The sequence below is a fragment of the Achromobacter sp. Root565 genome (genome assembly GCF_001427425.1).
GTDB lineage: Bacteria > Pseudomonadota > Gammaproteobacteria > Burkholderiales > Burkholderiaceae_B > Achromobacter > Achromobacter spanius_D.
Genome location: NZ_LMGO01000005.1, coordinates 681945 through 705805, shown reverse-complemented (window position 1 = coordinate 705805; position 23861 = coordinate 681945). Strand labels below are relative to the sequence as shown.

General features: G+C 64.4%; 21 protein-coding genes. 16 read left to right on the top strand and 5 right to left on the bottom strand.

Features of this window, described 5'->3' with window-relative positions; all coding sequences use genetic code 11:
• The first annotated feature begins 77 nt into the window (after positions 1-77).
• Together ASD71_RS19855 and yaaA are read left to right on the top strand one after the other, a co-directional pair.
• Entirely contained in the window at positions 78-860 is a 783-nt protein-coding gene (locus tag ASD71_RS19855) for a 3-hydroxybutyrate dehydrogenase (protein WP_056568571.1), read from the top strand.
• 16 nt (positions 861-876) lie between these two features.
• Entirely contained in the window at positions 877-1650 is a 774-nt protein-coding gene (yaaA, locus tag ASD71_RS19850) for a peroxide stress protein YaaA (RefSeq protein ID WP_056568568.1), read from the top strand.
• Between the two features lie 281 nt (positions 1651-1931).
• Here the strand turns inward: yaaA and ASD71_RS19845 are convergent, their stop codons facing one another.
• Positions 1932-4157 carry an FUSC family membrane protein gene (locus ASD71_RS19845; protein ID WP_056568565.1) on the bottom strand — a complete coding sequence of 742 codons (2226 nt, stop codon included), beginning with the start codon at positions 4155-4157 and terminating at the stop codon, positions 1932-1934.
• A gap of 417 nt (positions 4158-4574) precedes the next feature.
• On the opposite strand from ASD71_RS19845, the gene ASD71_RS19840 reads away from it, so the two are divergent.
• The 4 genes from ASD71_RS19840 (at position 4575) to pssA (ending at position 8919) form a co-directional block, all read left to right on the top strand.
• Positions 4575-6344 carry an acetolactate synthase 3 catalytic subunit gene (locus ASD71_RS19840; RefSeq protein WP_255357206.1) on the top strand — a complete coding sequence of 590 codons (1770 nt, stop codon included), beginning with the start codon at positions 4575-4577 and terminating at the stop codon, positions 6342-6344.
• Between the two features lie 12 nt (positions 6345-6356).
• A complete protein-coding gene (gene ilvN, locus ASD71_RS19835; RefSeq protein WP_006223608.1) occupies positions 6357-6848 on the top strand; it encodes an acetolactate synthase small subunit in 492 nt (163 codons plus the stop codon).
• A gap of 73 nt (positions 6849-6921) precedes the next feature.
• Entirely contained in the window at positions 6922-7938 is a 1017-nt protein-coding gene (gene ilvC / locus ASD71_RS19830) for a ketol-acid reductoisomerase (RefSeq protein WP_056568560.1), read from the top strand.
• 207 nt (positions 7939-8145) lie between these two features.
• Complete coding sequence (gene pssA, locus ASD71_RS19825; RefSeq protein ID WP_056568557.1) at positions 8146-8919, top strand: CDP-diacylglycerol--serine O-phosphatidyltransferase; 774 nt, start codon at positions 8146-8148, stop codon at positions 8917-8919.
• A 90-nt stretch (positions 8920-9009) separates the two neighbouring features.
• Here the strand turns inward: pssA and ASD71_RS19820 are convergent, their stop codons facing one another.
• Positions 9010-9528 carry a hypothetical protein gene (locus ASD71_RS19820; RefSeq protein ID WP_056568555.1) on the bottom strand — a complete coding sequence of 173 codons (519 nt, stop codon included), beginning with the start codon at positions 9526-9528 and terminating at the stop codon, positions 9010-9012.
• A 315-nt stretch (positions 9529-9843) separates the two neighbouring features.
• Between ASD71_RS19820 and rpsO the strand changes: the two genes are divergently transcribed.
• The 6 genes from rpsO to ASD71_RS19790 all read left to right on the top strand — a co-directional run bounded on the left by rpsO (position 9844) and on the right by ASD71_RS19790 (position 17008).
• Positions 9844-10113 carry a 30S ribosomal protein S15 gene (rpsO, locus tag ASD71_RS19815; RefSeq protein WP_006223612.1) on the top strand — a complete coding sequence of 90 codons (270 nt, stop codon included), beginning with the start codon at positions 9844-9846 and terminating at the stop codon, positions 10111-10113.
• A 90-nt stretch (positions 10114-10203) separates the two neighbouring features.
• The gene (pnp, locus tag ASD71_RS19810; RefSeq protein ID WP_056568552.1) at positions 10204-12366 is read left to right on the top strand and encodes a polyribonucleotide nucleotidyltransferase; all 2163 of its coding nucleotides are present in this window, start codon (positions 10204-10206) and stop codon (positions 12364-12366) included.
• A 193-nt stretch (positions 12367-12559) separates the two neighbouring features.
• Entirely contained in the window at positions 12560-13285 is a 726-nt protein-coding gene (locus ASD71_RS19805; protein WP_056568550.1) for a hypothetical protein, read from the top strand.
• Between the two features lie 13 nt (positions 13286-13298).
• Positions 13299-14516, top strand: coding sequence for a threonine ammonia-lyase (locus ASD71_RS19800; RefSeq protein ID WP_056568547.1), 1218 nt, complete (start codon positions 13299-13301; stop codon positions 14514-14516).
• Between the two features lie 553 nt (positions 14517-15069).
• Positions 15070-15492 (top strand): tripartite tricarboxylate transporter TctB family protein, encoded by a 423-nt coding sequence (locus tag ASD71_RS19795; protein WP_056321452.1) that lies wholly within the window; start codon positions 15070-15072, stop codon positions 15490-15492.
• 10 nt (positions 15493-15502) lie between these two features.
• Positions 15503-17008 carry a tripartite tricarboxylate transporter permease gene (locus ASD71_RS19790; protein WP_056568544.1) on the top strand — a complete coding sequence of 502 codons (1506 nt, stop codon included), beginning with the start codon at positions 15503-15505 and terminating at the stop codon, positions 17006-17008.
• A gap of 57 nt (positions 17009-17065) precedes the next feature.
• Here the strand turns inward: ASD71_RS19790 and ASD71_RS19785 are convergent, their stop codons facing one another.
• Together ASD71_RS19785 and ASD71_RS19780 are read right to left on the bottom strand one after the other, a co-directional pair.
• Positions 17066-17662: a PIN domain-containing protein gene (locus ASD71_RS19785; protein WP_082578998.1), complete on the bottom strand. Its 597-nt coding sequence runs from the start codon at positions 17660-17662 to the stop codon at positions 17066-17068.
• Positions 17663-17798: 136 nt separating this feature from the next.
• Positions 17799-18464: an SOS response-associated peptidase gene (locus ASD71_RS19780; RefSeq protein ID WP_056568537.1), complete on the bottom strand. Its 666-nt coding sequence runs from the start codon at positions 18462-18464 to the stop codon at positions 17799-17801.
• A gap of 578 nt (positions 18465-19042) precedes the next feature.
• Between ASD71_RS19780 and ASD71_RS19775 the strand changes: the two genes are divergently transcribed.
• The 4 genes from ASD71_RS19775 to ASD71_RS19760 all read left to right on the top strand — a co-directional run bounded on the left by ASD71_RS19775 (position 19043) and on the right by ASD71_RS19760 (position 23307).
• Positions 19043-19957 (top strand): LysR family transcriptional regulator, encoded by a 915-nt coding sequence (locus ASD71_RS19775; protein WP_056568535.1) that lies wholly within the window; start codon positions 19043-19045, stop codon positions 19955-19957.
• 170 nt (positions 19958-20127) lie between these two features.
• A complete protein-coding gene (locus ASD71_RS19770) occupies positions 20128-21336 on the top strand; it encodes a CaiB/BaiF CoA-transferase family protein (protein WP_082578997.1) in 1209 nt (402 codons plus the stop codon).
• Positions 21337-21411: 75 nt separating this feature from the next.
• On the top strand, positions 21412-22371 hold the full coding sequence (locus tag ASD71_RS19765) for a tripartite tricarboxylate transporter substrate binding protein (protein ID WP_056568530.1): 960 nt from the start codon (positions 21412-21414) through the stop codon (positions 22369-22371).
• Between the two features lie 15 nt (positions 22372-22386).
• The gene (locus tag ASD71_RS19760) at positions 22387-23307 is read left to right on the top strand and encodes a hydroxymethylglutaryl-CoA lyase (protein ID WP_056568527.1); all 921 of its coding nucleotides are present in this window, start codon (positions 22387-22389) and stop codon (positions 23305-23307) included.
• 1 nt (position 23308) lies between these two features.
• On the opposite strand, the gene ASD71_RS19755 is transcribed toward ASD71_RS19760, so the two are convergent.
• Positions 23309-23746 (bottom strand): universal stress protein, encoded by a 438-nt coding sequence (locus ASD71_RS19755; protein ID WP_056568525.1) that lies wholly within the window; start codon positions 23744-23746, stop codon positions 23309-23311.
• Between the last annotated feature and the right edge of the window lie 115 nt (positions 23747-23861).

Genomic DNA, 23861 nt, shown 5'->3' with positions numbered 1-23861 from the left:
CATGATTGGCGCCTTGCCGGGCAGCTACACTTGAAGCCCGTTTCGTTTTCCCCACGCCAGCTCACAGGAGAAAGCTCATGCTCAAAGGAAAAGTAGCGCTTGTCACCGGTTCCACCAGCGGCATCGGCCTGGGTATCGCCACGGCCTTCGCCCAGCAGGGCGCTGATATCGTCCTGAACGGTTTTGGCGATGCGGCTGAAATCGAAAAGCTGCGCGCGGAACTTGCCGCCAAGCATGGTGTGAAGGTCATCTACGACGGGGCGGATCTTTCCAAGGGCTCGGCCGTGCGCGAACTGGTCGAGAACACGGTGCGCCAGCTCGGCCGCATCGACATCCTGGTCAATAACGCCGGCATCCAGCACACCGCGTTGATCGAAGACTTTCCGGCCGAAAAGTGGGACGCCATCCTGGCGCTGAATCTGTCCGCCGTGTTCCACGGCACGGCCGCCGCCTTGCCGCACATGAAGAAGCAGGGTTCTGGCCGCATCATCAATATCGCGTCCGCGCATGGCCTGGTGGCCTCGGCCAGCAAGTCGGCCTATGTGGCCGCCAAGCACGGCGTCGTGGGATTCACCAAGGTCACGGCGCTGGAAACGGCCGGGCAGGGCATCACCGCCAACGCCATCTGCCCTGGCTGGGTGCGCACCCCGCTCGTCGAAAAGCAGATCACCGCGCTGGCTGAAAAGAACGGCGTGGACCAGGAAGCCGCGGCCCGCGATCTGCTCAGCGAAAAGCAGCCGTCGCTGCAATTCGTGACCCCGGAACAACTGGGCGGCACCGCCGTGTTCCTGGCCTCGGACGCCGCCGCGCAAATCACCGGCACGACCATCTCCGTCGACGGCGGCTGGACGGCGCGCTAAATCAAGGAAACCCTGAATGCTGTTGTTGCTTTCCCCCGCCAAGAAGCTGGACTACGACTCGCCGCTGCACATCGAGACGCACACCCAGCCAATGTTCGTGGATCAGGCCGCCGGCCTGATCAAGGTCCTGAAGACCAAGACCGCCGAGGACATCTCGGCACTCATGAGCCTGAGCCCGGCCCTGTCCGAGCTGAACGTCCAGCGCTACGCGCACTGGAAGCGCAGCTTCACACAGGCCAACTCGCGCCAGGCCGTGCTGGCCTTCAATGGCGACGTCTACGAAGGCCTGGACGCCGCCACCCTGTCGGCCAAGCAGCTCGACTGGGCGCAGGAACACGTTGCCATCCTCAGCGGCCTGTACGGCGTGCTGCGCCCGCTTGACCTGATGCAGCCGTACCGCCTGGAAATGGGCACGCGTCTGGAGAACCCGAAGGGCAAGAACCTGTACGAGTACTGGGGCAGCACCATCGCGGACTACCTGAACGAGCGTCAGGCCGGCCAGAAGTCACCGGTCATCATCAACCTGGCTTCCGAGGAATACTTCAAGTCCGTCGACCTGAAGGCCCTGAAGGCACGGGTCGTGCAATGCGTGTTCCAGGACTGGAAGAACGGCGCCTGGAAGATCATCAGCTTCCATGCCAAGCGCGCACGCGGGCTGATGGCGCGCTACGCCATCCAGCACAAGGTCGCCAAGCCGGAAGGGCTGCAGGGGTTTGATCTGGAAGGCTATGCGTTTGACGCCTCGGCGTCGTCGGCGGACAAGCTGGTGTTCCGCCGCAAGCTGGATTGACGGAGTCGCTGGGTGGGGAGGGTGTCAGACACCCCGGAAGCGGTGCGGTCGCTTGAAGACTGTCTCGTTGGGGTGTCAGACACCTGGTTGAGACTTGGTGAGAGGTGTCTGACACCCTGGAATTGGTGCGGCGGCTTTTAGCGGTATCGCTCAGGTGTCTGACACCGGCGCAATCAAGCAACGCCGCCACGCGCGCGATTGGATGTCACCTCACAAAAATGCCGGCCTGGCATCTCCACCTGGCCGGCATTTTTTTCGCCTGCACAACCGGCGAATCCCGTTTACGACGCCGCTGCCGCCACCGGCGGCGTATGGAGCGGATCGGCCAGCGCCTGCAATTCCTGGCGGATCATGTGGGTGGCCTTGAGCATCTGCTTCACGGGATAGACCAGCGCGGCCTGATCGCCCGCAGTGTCGAACTGCGTGGGCAGGTCCAGCGGCACGCGCGGGGTGTTCTCATCCAGCAGGACGGTCATGCCGTCCAGCGCCTGCCGGACCGGCTCGGGCGTGGCGGGCAGCGCCGCCAAAATGGGAATCGCCGCGGTGATCTGCGAGGCCAGCACATGGTTCTGGATCAGCAGATTGTTCAGCTCAGGCACGTCGACCTGATGCGATTTGGGCTCGCTCATCATGCGGTAGAACGCCTCCGCGAAATTGCTGAAGGCGATGTGCACGTTTTTGCGCGCCAGGCGCCAGGCCAGGTCGGCGTCGATGACGGCGGGCGTGTCGGCGGCGGCTCCGCCCACCGGCGCGCCGTGCGCTTGCATGGCTTCGACATAGCGCAGGCCGGCCAGCAGATACTCACGGTTGGCGCGGGTCGCGGCCGAGGCCAGCGGCTTCAGGTAGCGCGCCTCCCACCACGGCAGGATGTAGCTGCAGACCAGCGCCAGCGCGCAGCCCAGCAGCGTGTCGATGGCGCGTTCGCCGATCACCGACATGGACACGGTGCCCGGCGACACGAAATGGAACACCAGCACCACGAACAGCGTGTTGAAGATCGCGCTGGCCATGTAGTTGAGCTGCACCATGCTGTTGCCCATGATGCAGGCGCCCAGCAGGACGGCGAAGAGGATGCTCGGCTCGTCGGTCACGTTGAACAGCAGCAGCGCGGCGATGCAGCCGATCAGGGTGCCGGTCAGGCGCCAGCCATTGCGCTGGCGCGTCAGCGCGAAGCCCGGCTTCATGATGATGACGATGGTCAGCATGATCCAGTAGTTGTGCGCCGAGAACTCGGGCGACAGCCAGCGGCTGGCCAGCGTCATGGCGATGGCCGCGGCGGCCGTCACGCGCAGGGCGTAGCGAAAGTGCGGCGAATCCAGCCGCAGGTTGCTGGTCAACAGGCCAAAACGGAATTCCTGGCGCGAAATGAACCGCGTCAGCGACTTGTTGATGCGCAGCACGTCGGTGGGCTTGGCATCGGGCGAGGCCGCGGTGTGGTCGGCCAGCCGGTCGACGATGCGCGCCGAATTGCGCAGGCGCCGCAGCACCTGGATGATGAGCGCCAGCATCTCCGGATCGCGTTCGCCCAGCCCCTGCTGCTTGAGCTGCTCGATCTCGTATTCGATGGCGCGCAGCTCGGCCTTGGCGCTGCTGCGGTACTGCACCTTGCGCCCGCGCGACACGTCCAGCGCGATGCGGTTCAGTTCCAGCGACATCTTCACCAGCGCGTCGCGCATGAACATGAGGCAGTCGTTGCCGGCCAGCGTGCGGCGCAGCGCCGCGTAGTCTGTGTGCGTGGCGACCAGCGTGTCCAGCAGTTGCAGCATGTCCACGAACATGTTCCAGATCATCACGCGCTGGCGGTCGCCCAGGCCCTTGCCGCGGGGCAGGGCGCGCAGCACCATGTCGCGCGCGGCCTGATGTTTTTCGGTCATGACGGACTGGCGCTGGATCAGATCGCGATAGGCCTCATCCAGGTCGGCGGTTTCGTCGTAGAACGCCGCGCGCGCCGCCACATAATCGGCGGTGGCAAACAGCGCCACCGACATGGCCTGCTGCTCTTCGCGCAGCCAGAACAGGCGCGAAAACCCCAGGCTGAACATCACATAGAACAAAGCGCCGCCCAGCGTGGCGGCGGCATGGGCCAGCACTTCGTGCGGCGCCAGCGGCGAGTGCATGGTCAGCGTCATCAGCAGGAGGCCCGCAAAGCCGATCAGGCCGCCGCGCTTGCCGAACACCGTGAACATCGAATAGACGAAGCACTGCGCAATGACCGCCAGCCAGATCAGCACCGGATGCGAGGACGCCAGCCCCGTGATGATGACGGTGATCGTGCCCAGCGCCGCCCCGCCCAGCATTTCGTTGGTGCGGTGCCGCTGCGGGCCGCCCGGCTGGTCGATGATCGCCAGGCATTGAGCGCCGAAGGTCGCCACCAGTCCAGTCGTGTAATTGCCGAAGATGCCGCCCAGCACCAGCACGGGCAACAGCATGCCGACCCCCTGGCGCACCCCTCCGAAGAAGTAGTGGCTGTAGAGGAAGCGGCGAATGCTGGCAATGCGTAAATCCATGGGCGGCGGCTCGGTTCTGGACAACGCAACAAGTATAGAGAGGCCATCGCGGGTTTTGGGGCCGGATAGTTACCGAACCCTCCACGCAACGGTCGGCAAAAGCCGATTTGCCACCGTTGACGCAACGCGGTAAATTGCTCCACTTGCTTCGGTCTGCCTATCCGATACCGGAGCGTTGATGCGAACGGCCAGGGTCACATCCCAGCCGTTGTGCAGCAAGTCTCACCTGCCGTTGGCCGCGCCACAAGCGTGTGTTGCCAAGGCTTCCATTTCGACCTCCAGCGTCCCCCAGGGGCGTTTGCACTGCGTTCTGTCGAGCGTGTGCCGGGTCGGCAAGGTGTCCGGGTGGCGTGGCTCCGTGAGCCGCTAAGCGCCGGATCATGTTGTCGTAACCGGTATGGGTTCAGTTGCCGCCGTATCCGGGCGCGCAGCAGTCAGGGTTGCAGGGCCGGTTTTGAAAGGAACTACAACATGGAAATGAATGGCGCCGATATCGTCGTGCGCTGCCTGGCCGATGAAGGCGTGGAACACGTTTTCGGCTACCCTGGCGGCGCGGTGCTCTACATCTACGACGCAATCTTCAAGCAAGACAAATTCCAGCATATCCTGGTTCGTCACGAGCAAGCTGCCGTGCACGCGGCCGATGCCTATTCGCGCTCGTCGCAAAAGGTCGGCGTCTGCATCGTGACCAGCGGTCCGGGCGTGACCAATGCCGTCACCGGCATTGCCACCGCCTACATGGACTCCATACCGATGGTCATCATCAGCGGGCAGGTGCCCACTGCGGCCATTGGCGAGGACGCCTTCCAGGAATGCGACACCGTCGGCATCACGCGTCCCTGCGTCAAGCACAACTTCCTCGTGCGCGACGTGAAGGACCTGGCCGAAACCATGCGCCGCGCGTTCTACATTGCGCGCACGGGCCGTCCCGGCCCCGTGCTGGTGGATATCCCCAAGGACATCACCGTCGCGCAGTGCAAGTACGTGCCGCCCAAGGGCGAGATCTCGATGCGTTCCTACGCGCCCGTCAACAAGGGCCATCAGGGACAAATCAAGAAAGCCGTGCAGATGCTGCTGGCGGCCGAGCGCCCCATGATCTACACCGGCGGCGGCGTCATCCTGTCGAACGCCGCGCCCGAGCTCAACAAGCTTGTGACGCAACTGGGCGCGCCCTGCACCAGCACCCTGATGGGTCTGGGCGGCTATCCGGCCAGCAGCGGCCAGTTCGTGGGCATGCCCGGCATGCACGGCACGTACGAGGCCAACATGGCCATGCAGCACTGTGATGTGCTGCTTGCCATCGGCGCCCGTTTCGATGACCGCGTGATCGGCAATCCCAAGCATTTCGCCCAGAACGCCCGCAAGATCATTCATATCGACATCGATCCCTCGTCGATCTCCAAGCGCGTGCGCGTGGATGTCCCGATCGTGGGCAACGTCAAGGACGTCCTGGCCGATCTCAGCGCGCAGTTCGAGATCGCCGCCGCCGAGCACAAGCCGGCCTCGCTCGCCAAATGGTGGGACCAGGTCGAGACGTGGCGCGGCAAGGAATGCCTGAAGTTCGCCAACTCGGACGAAGTCATCAAGCCGCAGTACGTGGTGGAAAAGCTCTGGGAAGTGACCGGCGGCGACGCCTTCGTCACCTCGGACGTCGGCCAGCACCAGATGTGGGCCGCCCAGTATTACAAGTTCGACAAGCCGCGCCGCTGGATCAACTCCGGCGGCCTGGGCACCATGGGTGTGGGCCTGCCGTACGCCATGGGCGTGCAGATGGCCAATCCGGGCAAGGACATCGCCGTGATCACCGGCGAGGCCTCGATCCAGATGAACATCCAGGAACTGTCGACCTGCCACCAGTATCGCCTGACGCCCAAGATCGTCTGCCTGAACAACCGGTTCCTGGGCATGGTGCGCCAATGGCAGCAGATCGACTACGGCTCGCGCTATTCCGAGTCGTACATGGATTCGCTGCCCGATTTCGTCAAGGTCGCCGAAGCCTATGGCCACGTGGGCCTGCGCATCGAACGCCCGGCCGACGTCGAACCGGCGCTGCGCGAAGCGTTTGGCAAGCACAAGGAGCGCCTGGTCTTCCTGGACTTCATCACCGACCGCACCGAAAACGTGTGGCCGATGGTCAAGGCCGGCCGCGGGCTGACTGAAATGCTGCTCGGCTCTGAAGACCTGTAAGGAGGCCCCGCAATGAAGCACGTGATTTCCGTCCTCCTCGAAAACGAACCCGGCGCGCTGTCTCGCGTGGTGGGCCTGTTTTCGGCGCGGGGCTACAACATCGAAACCCTGACCGTGGCGCCCACCGAGGATTCCACGCTGTCGCGCATGACCATCGTCACGACCGGTTCGGACGAAGTCATCGAACAGATCACCAAGCATTTGAACCGCCTGGTCGATGTCGTAAAGGTGGTGGACCTGACCGAAGGCGCCCACATCGAGCGCGAGCTGATGCTCGTGAAGGTGCGCGCCGTTGGCAAGGAACGCGAGGAAATGAAGCGCATGGCGGATATCTTCCGCGGCCGCATCATTGACGTCACCGACAAGTCCTACACCATCGAATTGACCGGGGTGCAGGAAAAAGTACAGGCCTTCCTCGAGGCCCTGGACCGCAGTGCCATCCTTGAAACCGTACGCACCGGCGTGTCCGGCATCGGACGCGGTGAACGGATTTTGAAGATTTGACCGGCCTTCCAGGCCTGCCTCACCCTACATCTGAATCAAACGAATATCCAAATACTGGAATCTGGAGCACAACATGAAAGTTTTCTACGACAAAGACTGCGATCTGTCCCTCATCAAAGGCAAGACCGTTGCCATCATCGGCTACGGTTCGCAAGGTCACGCGCACGCGCTGAACCTGCATGAGTCGGGCGTGAAGGTCATCGTCGGCCTGCGCAAGGGCGGCGCCTCGTGGAACAAGGCCGCCAACGCCGGCCTGGAAGTCAAGGAAGTCGCGGAAGCCGTCAAGTCGGCCGACATCGTCATGATGCTGCTGCCCGACGAGAACATCGCCTCGGTCTACAACAACGAAGTCCACGGCAACATCAAGGCGGGCGCCGCCCTGGCGTTTGCCCACGGCTTCAACGTGCACTACGGCCAAGTCGTGCCGCGCGAAGACATCGACGTCATCATGATCGCCCCGAAGGCCCCCGGCCACACGGTGCGCAACACGTACAAACAGGGCGGCGGCGTGCCCCACCTGGTGGCCGTGTACCAGGACAAGTCGGGCGCCGCGCGTGACGTGGCCCTGTCGTACGCCAGCGCCAACGGCGGCGGCCGTGCCGGCATCATCGAAACCAACTTCCGCGAAGAAACCGAAACCGACCTGTTCGGCGAACAGGCCGTGCTGTGCGGCGGTACCGTCGAACTGATCAAGGCCGGTTTCGACACGCTGGTGGAAGCGGGCTACGCGCCCGAAATGGCTTACTTCGAGTGCCTGCACGAGCTGAAGCTGATCGTCGACCTGATCTACGAAGGCGGCATCGCCAACATGAACTACTCGATTTCGAACAACGCCGAATTCGGCGAGTACGAAACGGGTCCGAAGATCGTCACGGACGAAACCCGCAAGGCCATGCGCCAGTGCCTGACGGACATCCAGACCGGCGAATACGCCAAGAAGTTCATCCTGGAAAACGCCGCCGGCGCCCCGACGCTGACCTCGCGCCGCCGCATCAATGCGGAATCGCAGATCGAGCAAGTGGGCGGCAAGCTGCGCGCCATGATGCCCTGGATCGCTGCCAACAAGCTGGTGGACAAGTCCAAGAACTGATCCCCTGGGCAGGCGGGGCGTGGCCCCGCCGGTCAGGATCGAAGCGGCATGCCTTTCAAGGGCATGCCGCTTTTTTCTTATTTTTGGCCTTTTTGCGGCCATTTGGGCCCTTTGGCGCCAATTGGGGCCGGGCACGATCCTTGCTATGACCCGCAAGCAGGGCCAGATAGGTTAACCTTTCAAAGTCCGACGTAAGTTATTGAGACCATGCCCAATTTTTCCATGCGCGATTCCGAGAACCGCCACCGGAGCATTTACCTGCTCCCCAACGCGTTCACCACCGCTGCTTTGTTTGCCGGGTTCTACGCCGTTGTGCAGGCCATGAACGACCGCTTCGAAGTCGCCGCCATCGCCATTTTTGTCGCCATGGTGCTGGACGGCATGGACGGCCGGGTGGCCCGGCTGACCAACACGCAGTCCGCATTCGGCGAGCAATACGACTCGCTGTCCGACATGACGTCGTTCGGCGTGGCGCCGGCGCTGGTCATGTACGAGTGGATTCTGAACGACCTGGGCCGCTGGGGCTGGCTGGCGGCCTTTGTTTACGTCTCGGGCGCGGCGCTGCGTCTGGCGCGGTTCAACACCAACATCGCCGTCGTGGACAAACGTTTCTTCCAGGGCCTGCCCAGCCCGGCCGCGGCCGCGCTGGTGGCCGGTTTCGTCTGGCTGGCCGTGGACAACAAGCTGCCCATCCATGACAGCCTGATGGCCTGGGTGGCGTTCACGCTGACCATGTACGCGGGCATCACCATGGTGTCGAACGCGCCGTTCTTCAGCGGCAAGAGCTTTGCCTTGGGCCGCAGCGTGCCGTTCTGGGGCATCCTGCTCGTCGTCGCGGTGTTCGTGTTCGTGTCCAGCGATCCTCCCGTCGTGCTGTTTGGCTTGTTCGTGCTCTATGGCCTGTCGGGCTGGGTCACGTGGGCATGGCGCTGGAACAAGGTGCGCCGCCTGCAGCAGGAGCGCCGGAGCGAGTCCTCCTGATCTTTCGCCCTGTAAAAAACCCGCCGTTGCAAATCGGCGGGTTTTTTCTTTGGGGCTCGGGTGACAAGCCACGGGTCCGTCAGCGGCGGGTTACCACCAGTTGAACTTGTCGTCGTCGTACATGGGATCCGGCCCAGGGTGGAAGTGGGTCACCTTGCTGCCGTCGCGGCTCATGTAGACGTACATCAGCGAATTCCACACGCTGTTTTCCCGGTAGCGGTATGACCAGACGACCTCGCGTTTTTCGCCCAGGCCGGCCTGATCGATGCGGGCGGGCGGTCCGAATTCGCAGCGCACGCGATCCGGCCCCCAATCTCCCGTCTCCAGCACCTTGAAGTGCGCGTCGGTCAGCAGCGGCAGCACGCGGTCGATCCGTCCATCCGGGCTGACGTTGGCGCCCCAGGCGTACTGGCCCATGGGCTGCTGCGTCCAGATCACGCGCCGGCCGCCGTCGGCCAGCGGGCACTCGAAATTGGGGTTGCCGAACTGGGCCTGGACCTGCGAAAGCGGAGAGCCGGGCGGCACCTCGGCCATGTTGGCGCAGGCGGCCAGCCCGGCCAGCGCGATCGATGCTACGGCCACGCGGACCGTTCTGTAATGGCGGATCATGTCCTTGCTCCTTCGGGTGGGCGTTGCCGCCTTGGCCGGCCATGGGCCGGGTCCAGTCTCGTTGCTGGGGTAATTCTAGCGAATCAGCTATAATCGCCGAGCTTTATCAAATGTATTGATTCTGCAAGATACTTTGCGCCAGCCGCTGGCGGCTTGTCGCAGTACCCGCAACATGGCGTTATGCCTTATGTGCCGGTCCTGCCCGATCCCGCCAATGGCAGCAGTGAGAAAGCGAATTCAAGCCTGGCTCGCGCAAATTTTTTCCAAACCACGTCAGGGCGCCTCGGCCCTGTCGCATGTCCGAAGAGGTCATCAATGTCTGTAGCTGACATCAAGAAATCCGATATCGTTGCGCAATTCCAACGCGCTCAGGGCGATACCGGCTCCCCCGAAGTTCAGGTGGCTCTGCTCACCGCCCGTATCAACGAGTTGACCGGTCACTTCAAAGAACACATGAAGGATCATCACTCGCGCCGCGGTCTGCTGCGTATGGTCAGCCGTCGCCGCAAGCTGCTCGACTATCTCAAGGGCCGCAATCCCGATTCGTACCGCGCACTGATCGAAAAACTCGGTCTGCGCAAGTGATCGACGGGGCTGGCTCCCCATGACGCAACCGTGGTCGGTGCGACGCATGTCGCAGCGGCCACGGTTTTTCATTTGTAAGGAATAATCGTCATGTTCAACAAAGTGACTAAATCGTTCCATTACGGCCAGCACACGGTCGTCCTGGAAACTGGCGAAATCGCTCGCCAGGCCTCCGGCGCCGTTGTGGTGTCGATCGAGGACACCGTCGTCCTGGCCACTGTCGTGGCTTCCAAGAAGGCCAAGCCGGGTCAGACGTTCTTCCCGCTGACCGTCGACTACATCGAAAAGACCTACGCCGCCGGCCGTATTCCGGGTGGGTTCTTCAAGCGCGAAGGCAAGCCGTCCGAAAAGGAAACGCTGACCTCGCGCCTGATCGACCGTCCCCTGCGTCCGCTGTTCCCCGAAGACTTCTACAACGAAGTCCAGGTGGTTCTGCACACGCTGTCGGTCAATCCTGAAATCGATCCCGACATCGCCGCCATGATCGGCGCCTCCGCCGCGCTGGCCATTTCGGGCATCCCGTTTAACGGCCCGATCGGCGCCGCGCGCGTGGGTTACATCGATGGTCAATACACCATCAACCCGACCGCATCGGACCTGAAGTCGTCCAAGCTGAACCTGGTTGTCGCCGGTACGGAAAACGCCGTGCTGATGGTCGAATCGGAAGCTGACCAGCTGTCCGAGGAAGTCATGCTGGGCGGCGTGGTCTACGGCCACCAGCAAATGCAGACCGTCATCAACGCCATTCACGAACTCGTGAAGGACGCCGGCAAGCCCGATTGGGACTGGCAGGCTCCCGCCAAGGACGAGGCCCTGATCGCCGCGGTCACCGCCGCTGCCCAGGACGGCCTGAACGCCGCCTACCAGATCCGTGAAAAGCAGGCCCGCACGACCAAGCTGCGTGAAGTGTCGGCTGACGTGTCGGCCAAGCTGGCCGCTGCCGCCGCCGAAAAGGGCGAGCCGCTGCCGGACGCCGTCACCGTCGACAACATCATGTTCTCGCTGGAATCGGCCATCGTCCGCGGCCAGATCCTGAACGGCGAACCGCGCATCGACGGCCGCGACACCCGCACCGTCCGTCCGATCAGCGTGCGTCTGGGCGTGCTGCCCCGCGCGCACGGCAGCGCCCTGTTCACCCGTGGTGAAACCCAGGCGCTGGTCGTGGCCACGCTGGGCACCAAGCAAGACGAACAGATCATCGACGCGCTCATGGGTGAATACCGTGACCGCTTCATGATGCACTACAACATGCCTCCGTTCGCCACCGGCGAAACCGGCCGCATCGGCGTGCCGAAGCGCCGCGAAATCGGCCACGGCCGTCTGGCCAAGCGTTCGCTGGTGCCGCTGCTGCCGGCGCCCGAAGACTTCCAGTACACGATTCGCCTCGTGTCGGAAATCACCGAATCCAACGGCTCCTCGTCGATGGCCTCGGTCTGCGGCGGTTCGCTCGCCATGATGGACGCCGGCGTGCCGGTCAAGGATCACGTGGCCGGCGTGGCCATGGGTCTGATCCTGGACGGCGGCAAGTTCGCCGTGCTGACGGACATTCTGGGCGACGAAGATCACCTGGGCGACATGGACTTCAAGGTTGCGGGCACCGAAAACGGCGTCACCGCACTGCAGATGGACATCAAGATCCAGGGCATCACCAAGGAAATCATGCAGGTTGCGCTGGACCAGGCCCGCGAAGGCCGTCTGCACATCCTCGGCAAGATGAAGGACGCCCTGGACGGTTCGCGCGGCGAGCTGTCGGCGTTCGCGCCGCGCATGCTGACCATCAAGATCAACCCCGAGAAGATCCGCGACGTGATCGGCAAGGGCGGCGCCACCATCCGCGCGCTGACCGAAGAAACGGGCACGCAGATCGACATCTCCGACGACGGCACGATCGTGATCGCCAGCGTCGACGAAGCGCAGGCCAAGGAAGCCCAACGCCGCATCGTCGAACTGACCGCCGACGTCGAAGTGGGCCAGATCTACGAAGGCTCGGTCCTGCGTCTGCTGGACTTCGGCGCCATCGTGCAAGTGCTGCCTGGCCGCGACGGTCTGCTGCACATCTCCGAAATCGCCAACTACCGCATCGCGAACATCAACGATGTGCTGAAGGTCGGCCAGCAAGTCCGCGTCAAGGTCATCGAGGCCGACGACAAGGGCCGTCTGCGCCTGTCCATCAAGGCGATCGGCGGCATCGAGCAGCAGCAAGCCGCTGCCGCTCCCGAAGCTGCTCCCCAGTCGGAACCGCAAGCTGAATAAGCCTGCAGCCTTCTGATTGAAATACGGCGCCGCAAGGCGCCGTATTTTTTTGCCTTTTGCCGCAGCAAGGATGTGGGACGGTCCGCAGCTCCCCAGTTCGCCCGCCTTCCTGTAAAGTCTTGCGCGAGAGACGCGCCGGGGTGCAGCGGCGCGCTTCACGCTTGATCGAAGGGGGCATACGGATGAGCAAGGCATGACGGCGTGGCCGATAACCGCAGTCACCGCAGCGCTGTTGGCTGCGTTGTTGACGGGCTGCATGTCGCCCCCCGGGCCGGGCCAGCGCGGCCCCAAGGGCGAGGACATGACGGCGGACCAGTTCGCGCAAACGGACTTCAACCGCACCGTCACGCTCGAGGTACGCGACAACCTGACCAGCCTGTATTCGCTGCTGGACAAGCTGTACCGCCGCAATCCGCGGGAATGGCGCAAGACCGGCGTGCCGGACCTGGCCACGGCGGTCAACCGCGTCAAGCACTCTATTGAAGTCCGTGTACCGCCCGGCGACCTGAGCGGACTGCGCGACATCCAGATCCTGGCGGTCGCCCTGGATCCCAACTATCCGGGCGACCGGGTTGGCGCCTTCATCTACGGCCTGGCGGACACCATCATCGCCGCGCACAACGGCAAGACGCGCCTGTATGCGACTGACGCCCTGGACGGCCAGCGGGTCTACAATGCCGCACGGAACGTCGAGGCCGCGGCCTGGCTGCTGGCCACGCGCCGCAACAACCATGGCGAATTGCTGCTGCTGGCCAATGAAATTTCCCCGACTGCCACCAATCTCAGCTTCGAGCGCGAGTTCGGCGCCATCATCGGCCGGCTGGACCTGATCGCCAACCTGCTCGGCGAGAACTCCCGGCGCATCGGCATCAACTACGCCCAGGGCCTTTTGCTGTTCAACTTCCTGCCTGTGCGTTAACCGGATTTCCATCGTGATCGACATCGCATCCATCCAGGCCGCCCGCGAAAACCTGCGCGGGCAGGTCCTGAAGACCCCGTTCACCCTGTCCCGCACCCTGTCCGATATCTTCGGCGCCGAGATCTGGCTGAAATTCGAGAACCTGCAGTTCACGGCGTCCTTCAAGGAGCGCGGTGCGCTGAACCGCATGCTCACGCTGTCGGACGAGGAGCGCGCCAAGGGAGTTATCGCGGTATCGGCGGGCAACCACGCGCAGGGCGTGGCCTACCACGCGCAGCGCATGGGCGTGCCAGCGGTGATCGTCATGCCGCGCTTCACGCCGACGGTGAAGGTCGCCAACACGCGGCGTTTCGGCGCCGAGGTCGTGCTGGCGGGCGACACCTTCGATGACGCCAAGGCGAGAGGCTACGAACTGGCCCGCGAACGCGGACTCATCATGATTCACCCCTATGACGACGAAGCCGTCATGGCCGGGCAGGGCACCGTCGCGCTGGAAATGCTGGAAGACCAGCCCGAGCTCGACACCCTGGTCATCGCCATCGGCGGCGGCGGGCTGATCTCCGGCATCTCCACGGCCGCCAAGGCCGTGAATCCCGCCATCGAGATCGTAGGCGTGCAGACCGAGCGCTTTCCGGCCATGTACGCGGCCGTCAAGGGCGTCACCATGCCGCCGGGGCAATACACCATCGCCGAGGGCATCGCCGTCAAATCGCCCGGCGACCTGACGCTGCCCGTCGTGCGCAGGCTGGTCGACCGCGTCGAGCTCGTCAGCGAGGCGGACATCGAACACGCCATCGTCGTGTTGCTGGAAATCGAAAAGACCGTCGTCGAAGGCGCCGGCGCCGCGGGCCTGGCCGCCTTGCTGCGCGCGCAAGAAGAGGGTAGTGACCGCTACAAGGGCAAGCGCATCGGACTGGTGCTGACGGGCGGCAATATCGATCCGCTGATGCTGGGCGAACTGATCGAGCGCGGCATGGTGCGCGCCGGGCGCCTGGCGCGCATCCGCGTCGATCTGCGCGATCTGCCCGGGGCCCTGGCCCACGCCACCAAACTGATCGCCGACGCGCAGGCCAACATCACCGAAGTGCATCACCAGCGGGCGTTCACGTCTCTGCCGGTGCGCAATGTGGAGGTGGATTTCGTGCTGCAGACGCGTGGTCCCGAGCACATCCAGGAAGTGATCGACATCCTGAACGCGGCCGGGTTTGCCGCCAGCAACCACGACCACTGACCTGCCCGGCAGCCTGCGGCCGCCATCGAAACTTTCAATCTGCTGTCGTGAATCTGTCGCTCCGGTCGAGTTTTCGGCCGGAGCGATTTTTCTTGCGTGGTCGGATTAAGGTTGCCCCTTCAAGGCTCTGCGTCTGCTGTCCCGAGACCCGGCCGATGGACGATTCGGAACCGTCCCTTTCAAAAAAATGCATCTGCATATTTCCCCGCCGGCCATTGTGTGATCGGACGTGGAACTTTTCCCGCCAGCGCCAACTTCCGCGAAAAAACGGTTTTTCAAGAGAATTTCTACGATTTCAGCGGCGCTTCCGCCTTTGATTTGGACGAAATATGTCCATTGCATGGTCGCGGGATATCCCGAAGAAAGTCATGGTTCCTACCGATATGAGATATGTCGTTCTACGATTTAATATCCCGCGTTCATGTCGTTGCCGTGGTTGAAGCGGCTGCGTGGAAAGAGAAATGCTCGCGCCTGAAATCCTGATTTTCCTGGCGCGACGAATTAGGGAGAAAGCAGATTGATAAGAAACAGACAGGATTTCTGGTCTGGCGTGATGTTCATCGTGGTGGGAGGAGGCTTCGCCTTGCAGGCGACCACGTATTCCATGGGAACCGCGGCGCGCATGGGCCCTGGCTACTTTCCGTTCTGGCTCGGCATCGTGCTGGCGTTGATGGGCGCGACGGTGCTGATGAGCGCCTTGTCCCCCCGCGCCGAGACCACGACCATCGGCCGCTATGACTTCCGCATCCTTTTTCTCGTCGTCGGGTCCGTGTTCCTGTACGGCTTTTCCCTGCGCTATCTCGGCCTGTACCTCTCGGTATTCCTGCTCGTCCTGATCAGCAGCGTCGCCAGCCACGAATTCAACTGGAAGGTCGCCGTCGCCAACGGCCTCTTTCTCGTGGCGTTCTCTTACCTCGCGTTCATCCGCGGGTTGGGCTTGATCTTTCCGCTGTGGCCCAGCGTGCTGACCAACTGAGGGACTGGACATGGAATTGCTTCAAAACCTGATGCTGGGTTTTTCGGTGGCCTTCACCCCCGAAAACCTGACTTACGCATTCATCGGCTGCCTGCTGGGCACGCTGGTCGGGGTGCTGCCGGGATTGGGTCCCGTGCCGACCATCGCCATGCTGCTGCCCATCACCTACGTGCTGCCGCCCACGGCCGGCCTCATCATGCTGGCCGGCATCTACTACGGCACGCAGTACGGCGGGTCGACGACCGCCATCCTGGTGAACCTGCCGGGCGAGACCTCGGCGGTGGTGACCGTGCTGGACGGGCACCAGATGGCGCGTAACGGACGGGCGGGCGCCGCGCTGTCGCTGGCCGCCATCGGCTCGTTCTTCGCGGGCAGCGTCGCCACCGTGCTGATCGCCGCCTTTGCGCCGCCGCTGGCCGAAGTGGCGTTCGCATTCGGCCCGGCCGAATACTTCTCGCTGATGGCGCTGGGCCTGATCGGCGCCGTGGTGCTGGCGTCCGGCTCGCTGCCCAAGGCGATCTGCATGATCCTGCTGGGGCTGCTGCTGGGCATGGTGGGCACGGACGTGAACTCGGGCGTTGCGCGCTACGACTTCAGCATCCCCGAACTGCAGGACGGCATCGACTTCGCCATCGTGGCCATGGGCGTCTTCGGGCTGTCGGAAATCATGAGCAACCTGGAACTCAAGGAGAACCGGGTCGAGATCACCGACAAGGTGGGTTCGCTGTATCCCAGCCGCCAGGAATTCCGCGAGGCCGCGCCCGCCATCGTGCGCGGCACGGCGCTGGGTTCGGCGCTGGGCATCCTGCCGGGCGGCGGTTCCGTCCTGTCCGCCTTTGCGTCCTACACGCTGGAAAAGAAGCTCTCGAAAGAGCCGCAGCGCTTCGGCAAGGGCCATCCTGCCGGGCTGGCCGGTCCCGAATCCGCCAACAACGCGGGCGCGCAGACCTCCTTCATTCCGTTGCTGACCCTGGGCATCCCGGGCAACGCGGTGATGGCGCTGATGGTGGGTGCGATGACCATCCACAACATCCAGCCGGGGCCGCAGGTCATGTCCAGCCACCCCGAACTGTTCTGGGGCCTGATCGCTTCGATGTGGATCGGCAACCTGATGCTGGTGGTGCTGAACCTGCCGCTGATCGGCATCTGGGTGAAGCTGCTGCGCGTGCCTTACCGCATGCTGTTCCCCGCGATCCTGGTCTTCTGCACGATCGGGGTGTATTCACTGAACTACAACGCCTTCGACATATTCATGTTCGCCATCTTCGGCATCATCGGCTACGTGTGGAGCAAGCTGGGTTGTGAAGGCGCGCCGCTGCTGCTTGGCCTGGTGCTGGGGCCCATGATGGAAGAGAACTTCCGCCGGGCGCTTTTGCTGTCGCGCGGAGAGTTCTCCACCTTCGTCACGCGCCCGTTGTCGGCCACGCTGCTCGCGCTTGCCGCGATCCTGCTGGTGCTGGTGGCATTGCCCGCGCTGCGTAAGAAGCGCGAAGAGGCTTTCGTCGAGGTCGATTGACGGTTTGGTAACGGTTGGCTCCGGGTCTGGTTCGGCGCAAGCCGGCCAGGCCCCTTTTTATTGCCGGGCCACCAGATTCTTCAGGCCGTACAGGCGTTCCCGATGCAGGGTCGCCGCCAAGGGCTCCGGCTCGCGGCCGAGCGCGACGTAGTCGGCGGGAATCTGGGCAATGGCGGCCTGCATGTTTTCAGACCCCGCCTGCCACCACTGCACCAGCATCCGGTCGGGGTTGTAGACGTCCAGGCCCTGCCGGCGCAGCTCGGAGCGGTTGAAATCCTTCAGATTCCACGTCAGCACCTGCACGATTGGCGTTCGAGGCAGCCCGCAGCGCGCACGCCGCGCGAGCCCAGCCGCGATCACGTGAAAATCCTTGGGATCGCTATAGCGCAGCGACGCCTCATAGATCTGCGTGTCCGATTCCATGGCTGCCGGAAACCGCGCGTTCATGTCCGCCCAGAATTCGGCCATCACCTCCGGCGGAATGTCCCAGATGCGGCAGGCGTTGCGGCGCCATTCCTCGCCGATGCGCTCGGTCCACACGGGCTGGAACACGCCGGCGTCGGCCAGGCGCAGCAACAGCCGGCGCAGGATGCCGGACATGAGGACGCACGCGTCCAGAACGATGAACGGGGGAGAAGCGGGAAGGGAGGTCAAGATCGGTTCAATCGCCGTCCCGGGACGCGCGCACCAGCCGTGCGCCGATGGCCGCCGGGCGGGCGGGGAAATAAGAGGCGAGGCAGAAGAATAGTGGTTTTTTCCGTGTTCTGCCGGGCGAGGCGCCGCGGCAAATTCACGCCATGGGCGTGGCCGTCAGCATGTCCGCCGGAAACGGAACCAGCATTTCGCGGCTGTGGGCTGCAGAGGCGGTCAGCCAGTCGCCGTAGGCGCCTTCGGGCAGGACGACCACCATGCGCTTTTCCGTGTTGGGCTGGTGATAGCGGCTGAACAGGGGATCGTTGTCGGCGTTGATGGTGAGCATGGTGTAGCTCTCCTGCCATTGCCCCGCCGCATCGCGATACCGGTCCCACAGGCCCGCAATGCCTAGCGGCTTGCCGTCGGCACGGGTGAATCGGGTGGCCACGGCCTTGCCGGACGTCCAGTCCGGCTCGAAGATCGCGTCGGCGGGAATGATGCAATGCTGCGCGCGCCGCCAGGCGTTGCCGAAGGTGTACGAGCCCGCGGCCGTCTCCGCGCGGGCGTTGAAGGTGGAAAGCTTGCTGGCGCGTTCCAGGCCACCCGAGCGCGTCACGGCGCTGATCAGACCCCAGCGGCCCGCGGTGGCCTCACGCTCAGGAACGGCGTCGTCGCCGGCGTCATGTTCGGGCGGACGCCGCACGAACAGCCCTTCATAGCGGGGCCACATATCGTATTTGCCAATCGCGGCGGGTTTGGCGCGCACGCCAAATTTCTGCAGCAGCAGTTCAGCGTCTTTGAGCGTCTGATAGTGCGAACACATGCACGGCTCCCGGCATGACGGGAGGCGCGGGGTGGCGCCTCTGGGGTATCCAAGCTTGCCGTGTTGGCGTGGGATTTGTCCAGCGGGAGGGGAATGCGAGGGGTGGTGCCCGAGACCGGAATCGAACCGGTACGGCCGCGAGGCCGAGGGATTTTCTTACCACTTCGGCTTTCGCCGCCAGCACAGGCTTGCTGTTCGTGGTCTGGAGCACGCCTTCACCATAGCCTTCTCGGCCTTAGGTGCCCGCCGTCTGCTCTCTACACCTTCCCCGATATGCATCGGGGCTTGGCTCGGCGTTAGCGCGGAACGGGTCCAGGGCCTTCGCCGAGTTTGACGGGCTTCACCTTTGGAGTTTCCTCCAGAGGGCTCAAATTTGTTCAAGTCCCTTGTGTCTACCAATTTCACCACTCGGGCGATGCGCGTCCCGCAAGGGGCCGGCAGCGGGCGAGACTATACCACCTTGGGTGCGGGATATTGGCGGAGCGCGCGCGGGAAAGCGTAATCACGACAGGAATCCGACCGGCGGGCGGGTAAACCCCGATCCCTGCGCGGCGGGACTACGGACGACACTTTGCGCCATGAAGCCCAGCCCGCCCGCCCCGCCGTCCCGCGACATCGACCCCGTTTCCCTGCGCCTGTTCCTGGCCGCGCTCGAGGAGGGCAGCCTTGCGCGCGCCGCCGCCCGCGAGAACATCGTGCCGTCGGCCGTCAGCAAGCGCATGTCGGAAATGGAGGACGCGTTCGGCGTGCCGCTGCTCGAGCGCGGCGTGAAGGGCGTGCAGCCCACGCCGGCGGGCGATGCGCTGGCCGCACACGTGCGCCGCGTGCTGGAGGACATGGATCGCATGCACCGCGACATGGCGGGATTTGCGACCGGGGTGCGCGGCCATATCCGGCTGGCGGTCAGTTTTGCCGCCTTGTCGGGCGACCTGCCCGCGCAGATCCAGTCGTTTCGGCGCGCGAATCCGCAAATCGATATCTCGCTGGAAGAGGACACGACGCAGACGGCGTTTCGCGCCGTGCTGGAAGGGCGGGCGGACGTGGCGGCCGGCTCCGATTTCGGGCATGAAGGGCTGCAGGTTTTTCCCTTTGGCCATTGCGAACTGGCGGCGGTGGTGCCGGGCCGGCACGTGCTGGCCGACCGCGAGACGCTGGGCTATGCGCAATTGCTGCCGTTCGAGCAGATCGAGTTGAACCGCGACAACGGCATCAGCAGCGTGTTCGACCAGGCGGCGCGCGAGGCGGGCATGACGCGCCGCATCAGCGCGCGCGTCAGCTCGCACGAAACGATCTGCCTGCTGGTGTCGCGCGGCATGGGCGTGGCGGTGGTGCCGCATTATTTGAAGCCGCGCCTGGCGCACCTGGATATCCGCTTCATACCGCTGGAAGGGCCGTGGTCCAGCACGCCGCTGTGTGTTGCGGTGCGGGATCCGGAGGCGCTGTCGCCGGCCGCGCGTGCGCTGCTCGCGCATCTGGGCGTGCTGGGGGAATGAAGCGCGCGTCAGGGCTAACCCGGACGTTCCCAAACGAGAATGCCCCCATGCTGAAAGACCGCTACCCGCCATTGGCGCCTGCCCGCGATCATGCAGGCATGCTGGCGGCGGGCAAGATTTTCCGGCCGACGCCGCGCTTCCGTTGAACAGGCAGGCAAGAGGAATCCCAGATGACAGCAGCACCGGCTTCACCCTTCATGGACAGCACCGAACTGCCTCTTCGCGGCATCAAGGTCCTGGAACTGTCTCACATGATCATGGGGCCGGCCGCCGGCCTGTCTTTGGCGGACTTGGGCGCCGACGTCATCAAGGTCGAACCGATTGACGGCGATCGCACGCGCCGCTTGAAGGGGTCCGGCAGCGGCTACTTTCCCGTCTTCAACCGCAACAAGCAGAGTCTTGCGATCGACCTCAAGTCGCCCGAGGGGCAGGCGGTCGTGCGCCAGTTGGCGCTGCAGACCGACATGATCGTCGAGAATTTCCGCGACGGCAGCCTGGCCCAATACGGGCTCGATTACGAATCGCTGTCGGCCGAGAATCCAGGGCTGATCTATGTGTCGCTCAAGGGCTTTCTGTCCGGTCCCTACAAGCACCGCACGGCGCTGGACGAAGTGGTGCAGATGATGGGCGGGCTGGCGTACATCAACGGCGGCGCGGACACGCCGCAGCGGGTGGCGGCGTCGGTCAACGACATCCTGGGCGGCACGTTCGGCGTGGTGGGCGCGCTGGCCGCGCTGCACGACCGTCATGCCACCGGCCGCGGACGCCATGTGCGGTCCGGCCTCTTTGAAAACAATCTGCTGCTGGTCGCCCAGTTCATCGCGCAATTCCAGTTGACGGGCACGGCGCCCAAACCGATGGGCGCGGAGCGCAAGCCGCCATGGGGTGTGTACGACGTCTTCGAGACGGCCGACGGCCGCGTGTTCGTCGCGGTGGTGGGCGACGCGCAATGGCGCAACTTCGCGCAGAAATTCCTGCCGCCCGAATGGGCCGAGGATCCGCGTCTGGCCACTGCCGTCGACCGCGAGGCCGCGCGTTCGTGGCTGGTGCCGGGCGTCGGTGAAATTCTGAAGAAGTGGAAGACCGATGCGCTGTGCGCCGCGCTTGAGGAAGCCAACCTGTCGTATGGCCCGATCCGCCAGCCGCACGACCTGCTCGACGACGCGCACCTGAACGCGGGGGGCGCGCTGCTGCCGACCCGGCTGCCGGACGGCGGCGAGATCTCGGCGGCCGCATTGCCCATCGAGTTCGATGGGCGCAAGGCGGGCAAGCGGTTCGATCCGCCCACCCAAGGCGCGCAGACGCACGCCATTCTTCAAGGCCTGGGCCTGGATGCCGCACGCATCGACGCCCTGCGCACCGCGGGAGTAATTGCATGACGCCAGGGCGTTAGCGCCCGATTTCTGTCGAGGCGGCGTCAGACCGCCAAGACATCCATCAAAGAGGAGACACCCATGATCCGCAAACTCGTTGCGCTGGCCGCACTGGCCGTCGCATGTACCGCCACTGCGCAGGACTATCCGAACAAGCCCATCCGCATCATCATCCCGTCCACGCCGGGCGGCGGCACCGACTACATCGGCCGGCTGATGAGCACCAAGCTGCATGAACTGAACGGCTGGGCGGTGGTGCCCGAGAACAAGCCCGGCGCCGGCACCGCGCTGGGCCTGGCCGAAGCGGCGCGCTCGCCCGCGCAGGGCTATGACCTGGTCATCGGCCAATCCGACAATGTCACGCTGATCCCGCTGCTGATGAAAGTGGCCTACGACCCGGTCAAGGACCTGACGCCGGTGGCGCTGGTGGCCACGACGCCGATGGTGCTGCTCGTGGCCGAGGCCTCGCCCTACAAGACGCTGCCTCAGGTGATCGAGGCGGCCAAGAAGGAGCCCAACACGATTTCGTACGGCACATCGGGCACCGGCGGGGGCGTGCACATGGCGATGGAGATGCTGCAGCACGAAGCCGGCTTCAAGATGCAGCATGTGCCATATAAAGGCTCGGCGCCGGCGCTGGCCGACCTGATGGGCGGCCATCTGCAGTTCGCGGGCTCGTCGATCTCGTCGGCCGCCACGCTGATCAAGTCGGGCAAGGTGCGCGCGCTGGCGGTGACCTCGCCCAAGCGCAATCCGGCCCTGCCCGACGTGCCGACCGTGGCGGAGCTGGGATACAAGGATTTCAGCGTGGTGACCTACTACGGCGTGCTGGCCCCGGCCAAGACGCCCGACGCCATCGTCACGCGCCTGAACAGCGACTTCAACAAGCTGCTGGCGCGCCAGGACGTCAAGGACGCACTGGCGTCGCAGGGCCTTGAGACCGATCCGATATCCAGCGCACAGTTTGCCGCGCTGATCCAGTCGGACATTGGCAAGGCGCAACAGACCATCAAGAGCGCCGGCATCGTCATCCAGCAATAAAACACGGGAACACACATGAACCAGGAAGTCAGGCTTTGCGAAGTCGGGCCGCGCGACGGGCTGCAGATGGCCAAGGGCATGATGGCGGGCGCCGACAAGCTGCGCTGGATTCGCCAGTTGGCCGATGCCGGCCTGCGCGAGATCGAAGTCGGCAGCTTCGTCTCGCCGCGGCTCGTGCCGCAGATGGCGGACACGGGCGACATCCTGCCCGAGGTCCTGAAGATCGACGGGCTGACGGTGTGCGCGCTGGCCTGCAACCTGAAGGGCGCCATTGCCGCTTACGAGGCCGGGGCGCACGTGCTGGCGTTTCCCGTGTCGGTCAGCGACACACACAGCCGCGCCAACGTGGGCAAGGGCACCGACGCGCAGGTCGAGATGCTGGCCGCCATCGTCGACTGGGTGCGCGCGCAGGCGCGGCCGATGCGCATCGACGCCGCCGTCGCCACGGCGTTCGGGTGTTCGATGGAAGGCGAGGTTCCGGTGCGGCGTGTGGCCGAGGTTGCGGCAGCGGTGGCGCGGGTGGGCGCCGATGAAATCGCGCTGGCCGACACCGTGGGCTACGCGCATCCGGCGCGCGTGCGCGAGGCGGTGCGGGCCACGCAGGACGTCGTGGGCGCACGGCTGACCAAGCTGCATCTGCACGACACGATGGGATTGGGCCTGGCCAATGCGCTGGCGGGGCTGGACGAAGGCATCCGCGCCTTCGATTCCTGCCTGGGCGGACTGGGCGGCTGTCCGTTTGCGCCGGGGGCGTCGGGCAACATCGTCACCGAGGATCTGGTGTTCATGCTGGAAAGCATGGGTTATCGCACGGGCGTTGACCTGACCCGCCTGCTTGCGGCGCGGCCGCTGCTGGCCGAGTCATTGCCGCAGGAAACACTGCGCAGCGGCGTGGCCGCCGCCGGCATTCCCGGCAATTACGCGGCGGCCGTTTAGGTCAGCGATACACCAGGACGGGCAGGGTGGTGTGCGCCAGCACCTTCTGCGTCTGGCTGCCCAGCAGCAGGGCAGCCATGCCGCCGCGCCCGTGCGAGGACATGGCGATCAGATCGCAATTGCGCGTCATGGCCACGTCGACGATCACCTGATAGGGCGAGTCGCTCTCGCGCATCTCCGTGACGCAGGCCACGCCCGCGGTGCTGGCCTTGCCGGCGGCTTCAGACAAATAGGAACTGGCCAACTCCCGCGCCTGGTTCTCGTACACGCCCCGCACGCCTTCGAGCTGCACGGATTCCATGGAAGGCATCTCGAACGGGCTGTACACCGTCAGGACCGTGACGCTGGCGCCTAGCTCGCGAGCGAGCGCAAGGCCCTGTTCAAGGCCGGAATTAGCCAGGCTGGATCCGTCGATGGGGATGAGAATGTGCTTGTACATGGCAACCTCCAGGAGATGAGCCGCGGCGCCTCTTTAAAGGAACCACGAGTCAAGAAGCGGGCACGGGCAGGTTACATCCTACTCCGGGCTCCGTCGTCATGACATCCCGGAGAGT

What these genes read in the sequence shown, in the direction of transcription:
- ASD71_RS19855 (WP_056568571.1), top strand. Translation starts at nt 78, where the DNA reads ATGCTCAAAGGAAAAGTAGCGCTTGTCACCGGTTCCACCAGCGGCATC.
- yaaA (WP_056568568.1), top strand. Translation starts at nt 877, where the DNA reads ATGCTGTTGTTGCTTTCCCCCGCCAAGAAGCTGGACTACGACTCGCCG.
- ASD71_RS19845 (WP_056568565.1), bottom strand. Translation starts at nt 4,157, where the DNA reads ATGGATTTACGCATTGCCAGCATTCGCCGCTTCCTCTACAGCCACTAC.
- ilvN (WP_006223608.1), top strand. Translation starts at nt 6,357, where the DNA reads ATGAAGCACGTGATTTCCGTCCTCCTCGAAAACGAACCCGGCGCGCTG.
- ilvC (WP_056568560.1), top strand. Translation starts at nt 6,922, where the DNA reads ATGAAAGTTTTCTACGACAAAGACTGCGATCTGTCCCTCATCAAAGGC.
- pssA (WP_056568557.1), top strand. Translation starts at nt 8,146, where the DNA reads ATGCCCAATTTTTCCATGCGCGATTCCGAGAACCGCCACCGGAGCATT.
- ASD71_RS19820 (WP_056568555.1), bottom strand. Translation starts at nt 9,528, where the DNA reads ATGATCCGCCATTACAGAACGGTCCGCGTGGCCGTAGCATCGATCGCG.
- rpsO (WP_006223612.1), top strand. Translation starts at nt 9,844, where the DNA reads ATGTCTGTAGCTGACATCAAGAAATCCGATATCGTTGCGCAATTCCAA.
- pnp (WP_056568552.1), top strand. Translation starts at nt 10,204, where the DNA reads ATGTTCAACAAAGTGACTAAATCGTTCCATTACGGCCAGCACACGGTC.
- ASD71_RS19805 (WP_056568550.1), top strand. Translation starts at nt 12,560, where the DNA reads ATGACGGCGTGGCCGATAACCGCAGTCACCGCAGCGCTGTTGGCTGCG.
- ASD71_RS19795 (WP_056321452.1), top strand. Translation starts at nt 15,070, where the DNA reads ATGTTCATCGTGGTGGGAGGAGGCTTCGCCTTGCAGGCGACCACGTAT.
- ASD71_RS19790 (WP_056568544.1), top strand. Translation starts at nt 15,503, where the DNA reads ATGGAATTGCTTCAAAACCTGATGCTGGGTTTTTCGGTGGCCTTCACC.
- ASD71_RS19780 (WP_056568537.1), bottom strand. Translation starts at nt 18,464, where the DNA reads ATGTGTTCGCACTATCAGACGCTCAAAGACGCTGAACTGCTGCTGCAG.
- ASD71_RS19775 (WP_056568535.1), top strand. Translation starts at nt 19,043, where the DNA reads ATGAAGCCCAGCCCGCCCGCCCCGCCGTCCCGCGACATCGACCCCGTT.
- ASD71_RS19770 (WP_082578997.1), top strand. Translation starts at nt 20,128, where the DNA reads ATGACAGCAGCACCGGCTTCACCCTTCATGGACAGCACCGAACTGCCT.
- ASD71_RS19765 (WP_056568530.1), top strand. Translation starts at nt 21,412, where the DNA reads ATGATCCGCAAACTCGTTGCGCTGGCCGCACTGGCCGTCGCATGTACC.
- ASD71_RS19760 (WP_056568527.1), top strand. Translation starts at nt 22,387, where the DNA reads ATGAACCAGGAAGTCAGGCTTTGCGAAGTCGGGCCGCGCGACGGGCTG.
- ASD71_RS19755 (WP_056568525.1), bottom strand. Translation starts at nt 23,746, where the DNA reads ATGTACAAGCACATTCTCATCCCCATCGACGGATCCAGCCTGGCTAAT.